This is a genomic window from Pseudoalteromonas sp. Z1A6, from assembly GCF_011378745.1.
Lineage (GTDB): Bacteria > Pseudomonadota > Gammaproteobacteria > Enterobacterales > Alteromonadaceae > Pseudoalteromonas > Pseudoalteromonas arctica.
Genome location: NZ_WTKW01000361.1, coordinates 1 through 4,011, shown reverse-complemented (window position 1 = coordinate 4,011; position 4,011 = coordinate 1). Strand labels below are relative to the sequence as shown.

General features: G+C 37.2%; 5 protein-coding genes. 1 reads left to right on the top strand and 4 read right to left on the bottom strand.

Annotation, left to right across the window (positions count from 1 at the left end; all coding sequences use genetic code 11):
- Positions 1 to 13: 13 nt before the first annotated feature.
- From GQR46_RS17080 to GQR46_RS17065, 4 genes are all read right to left on the bottom strand, one after another.
- Positions 14 to 196 (bottom strand): hypothetical protein, encoded by a 183-nt coding sequence (locus tag GQR46_RS17080; protein WP_165741673.1) that lies wholly within the window; start codon positions 194 to 196, stop codon positions 14 to 16.
- Positions 197 to 317: 121 nt separating this feature from the next.
- Entirely contained in the window at positions 318 to 1,268 is a 951-nt protein-coding gene (locus GQR46_RS17075) for a hypothetical protein (protein ID WP_165741681.1), read from the bottom strand.
- Between the two features lie 514 nt (positions 1,269 to 1,782).
- Positions 1,783 to 2,241, bottom strand: coding sequence for a hypothetical protein (locus GQR46_RS17070; protein ID WP_165741679.1), 459 nt, complete (start codon positions 2,239 to 2,241; stop codon positions 1,783 to 1,785).
- A gap of 107 nt (positions 2,242 to 2,348) precedes the next feature.
- Positions 2,349 to 2,705, bottom strand: a complete 357-nt coding sequence (locus tag GQR46_RS17065; protein WP_165741677.1) for a hypothetical protein — start codon at positions 2,703 to 2,705, stop codon at positions 2,349 to 2,351.
- 244 nt (positions 2,706 to 2,949) lie between these two features.
- Here GQR46_RS17065 and GQR46_RS17060 point away from each other — a divergent pair, with 244 nt between their 5' ends.
- Positions 2,950 to 3,912, top strand: coding sequence for an integron integrase (locus GQR46_RS17060; RefSeq protein ID WP_165741675.1), 963 nt, complete (start codon positions 2,950 to 2,952; stop codon positions 3,910 to 3,912).
- Positions 3,913 to 4,011: the final 99 nt, after the last annotated feature.

Below are 4,011 nucleotides of genomic sequence, written 5' to 3'. Positions count from 1 at the left end.
AGATATCAAGATTCTAAAACTGTGGCCAAATTTTATTGACCACTACAATATCGAATATAAGCTTGGCAGCATCCCCAACTTTAAGGTTTTTTCGTTTTTCTTCATCTGGTATCCAAAACTTATCGGGATTCTCTTTATGAGAGTCAACACCAGAACGAAGTTCCCAATAATCAATTTCAGATGATGCCAATCTCATATTTCGACTCACGTATAACGCCTTGCTAAGCGGTTGTGGTGAAGTGGCGGCTTGTTTGCGTTTTTTTTGCAAACAAGGTGACAGTTTACCGCAATCCGACTTGAGCAACTTGTTATGTGCCTTATTTAACTCGATACCTTAATAAGACAAGGTTATCTAACACAACATTGTTTGACCAAATAAATGAAGCGCCAGCACCAGAGAACTGTTCTTGGAAGTTCATATAAGCTTTCTTATTATCGACTCCAATTTCAGACTCCGTAAACGCCACTGCGTTTGGCCAAGATAAGTAACTGTCGTCTGATTTCCAATTTACCGGTATATCCCAATGTAATGAGTAGGTATCAATGTATTTATCCGCACCATTGGTATCGCATTCTGTTGTTAAACGCTGCTCTCTAACCTCTCTAGCACAATTCAGATCATAAATAGGGGAGGTGTAAAAAGTTTGAGCTGACCAACTAGAATCTGTTGTCGTACCATCAGAGAAACTTGCTATAAAACCACCGTCTCCTGGGTGAAAACGTTTACCACGATTATCTTCACTACCCAAGCCAGAATTTTCTTCCCAATCAACAACTTTGATTGCAATATCATATGGCTTTTTAACTTTAAATTTCACGACATTGGAATTAAAAGGAGTGAAAGGTATAGGATCCACGGCTATTAACTTACCGTTTATAAATAATTCAAAGTAATTATCTGCAAATATGTACCCTGTAATAACTTCTCCATCTTTATCTACTTCTATGATAGGTACGGACGACAAGTTAACCTCAGATAAAGATTTTGGGGTTACCTGCGAGCATTCATTATAAAGGTCTGTGGCAAAATTCTTTTGTTCATATTGAACCTTTGCAGGAACAATATATTCAATATCATCATATTTTTTAATGCCGACTGGAGACGGACGTGAACGTCCTTTTTTACAGGTAAATAACGTTGAAACGTTGACTTCAGCCTCACCTTTAATTACATGAGCAGTCCCAGCATAATCACTAGAACTAGCTGATGACGAAAAACTTAACATAGTAAATAATGACAGTACCGAAAATTTAATTTTAATATTCATAAATATTCCCTTATGAAATAGTAGTTATGCATATATAAAAGAGCCAAAGCATAGGCACATAACGCTAAGTGCAGCTGCATTTTGGCCAGAGTGGAGTTTGTGCAAAAATGGCGAAGCCATGCACAAACGAAACGACGGCCAAAATGTCAGCTGGCACGACTGGTTAGAAGGCGCTACGATTTATTTAACAGCACGTTTGAAAATTAACTTACCAAGCGAGCTGCACTAAATATTTAAAAACCACCGATTACACCAAACTTGCTAGTGCTTTACAAGCGCTAACCTGCCAACAAACTAAACCAACTCGAATGCACCAAGTAAACCGGGAAAACATAGCAACTTACCGAAATGTAAATTACGAAGCGGCTATAACACAAAGACTATTTTTTGATATATGAAGATACAAAACAAAGCCGCATATGAACAAGCACAACTTACTTTAGTTAGCACAATTTCAATATTTCAAAACGCACAGAAATAGTAACAAACAAAAGAAAAATAGCCATTTAACGCCTTATAGCAAGGGCGCGGCTTCCGCCGCGTCCTTTTGACTATTCTTGTTATGTTTGTCGATCCCTTCAGAAACTATCTCACAGTACGATGTGAAGTCTTCGATACTCACTTCAACTTGTTGTGTATATACAAAGACATCCATTTCAACTAAATCTTCTACAGGAAGGAGGTTGTGTTCTATTTCATTTTCAAACGAAGCAAACAAATTATGAATCAAGTAGTTCCTTTGCATATTCGCTTGCTGAAAAAGCATTTCGCCATTCTTAGTAAGGTGATTTTTTTTCTTAAGGAGCTTGATCAAATTACCTAAAGTTGCTTGACGCTCACTTACTTCTTTACCCTGCAACCTTAAGTACTGTTTTATCAATACTTCGAGCTTACTAGCGACAAGCATGAGCCTACCTAGAGCTTGGCAAAAATCGTTATCCTTACTTAGTAGCTCATAAAATTCAGATTTCATTGATTACCTTGAAAACATAACGCCCCATTAAGAGGCAAAAAACAGCTTGCTATAATGCCTGAGGAACGAAGGACAGCAAGCTGTTTTTTGTCCTTTTGAATGGCTTGTTAGCTGACGCTTTCACATGACGTTTTAAGGTTATGCTTTTTAGACTTTATTAACCTTGTAAATCCATTGTCCGTTTTATAACCGACATGAACACCTGTAGGAAAAACGACTATTGAATAAGAAGGATATGAATATAATAAACCAGCAATTGGTGTATTCCAATCAATGTCCCAGCCACTTTTATTTTCACTTAACCAATTTCTAATTTCAACGTACTCAGCATCTTTGCGAGTGATGACTTTTCCACAAAGAGTAAATTCAAGTGGAATAAGTTCAACATTAACATCTTGAGCTTGAGCGTAAGAAACATATGATCCAAAAGAAGATAATATAATTAGTGCTAGTAATGCTTTCACCCGAATCCTCATAGACAGCTAACAGCTTATTGAACACCACTTTGGGGGTTTATAACACCCCAAAACGGCGTATATTACATTGCTTAATAATTCCACTAAACAACTTCTATGTAAACAGGTAATTACGTATTTTGTAAAGTTATTGTTGTTAAAATACACCAAAACGACTTTTAATAATGTTATTGGACAAAACACGAACAACTGTCTATATATACAGTATGTTTTTAAAAGTTGAATATCATTTATGAAATCTCTCTTTCTAACCATGATTAAAGACCATATGTATAGCAAACGGTATGCAAAGAGCACTATTGAAGCTTATCTTTTTTGGATAGCTAGCTATATCCGCTTTAATAATATGCAGCACCCAAGCTCTATGGGAGACACTCAAGTAGAATCGTATTTGAACCATTTAGTAAACTCGCAAAACGTAGCGCAAGGCACACAAGCGCAGGCACTAAATGCGCTAAGTTTCCTATATAAAGAAATAATTAAGAGCCCCCTTTCATTATCATTAGACTTTGTAAAAAGTGAACGCCCAAGAAAACTACCCGTTGTGCTTACTCAAACAGAAGTTTCAGCGCTATTTAAACACTGTGTAGCAAAGCATTATTTACCCTGTGGATTACTTTATGGCAGTGGTATGCGATTAATGGAGGTACTGCGTTTACGAGTTCACGATATTGACTTTGACTATAACTGCATTCTAATTTGGGATGGCAAAGGAGGTAAAAATCGTGTTGTAACGCTTGCAGTAGAGCTCATACCGCAATTACGTTCTCAAATACAATTAGTTGATAGTTACCTGCAATTAGATCTGAAAAACCCCTTATATAGCGGCGCTTATATGCCGCATTTGTTACGTAAAAAATATCCAAACCATAATAAGCAGCTGGGATGGCAATATTTATTTTCATCACATAAATTAAGTCTTGATCCCGAGAGTAAGCAATTAAGGCGCCATCATATCGATGAAAAGCAATTACAACGCGCTGTTAAAAAAGCCGCTTTTGATGCACATATTAACAAACACGTTACGCCACATACTTTGCGTCACTCTTTCGCTACGCATTTGCTGCAAAGCGGCGCTGATATCCGCACAGTACAAACACAGCTAGGTCACAGTGATGTGCGTACTACGCAAATATATACCCATGTACTGCAGCAAGGTGCTAACGGGGTTGTTAGCCCTTTTTCAAGATTATAAGCGTCCCTTTTTAATCCTCTAGGCATACATACTCGCTTACGAATCAATACAGCTATCAATTTCGACTTTAAAAAAACACAAAAAAGCCCCGCTTGTTTT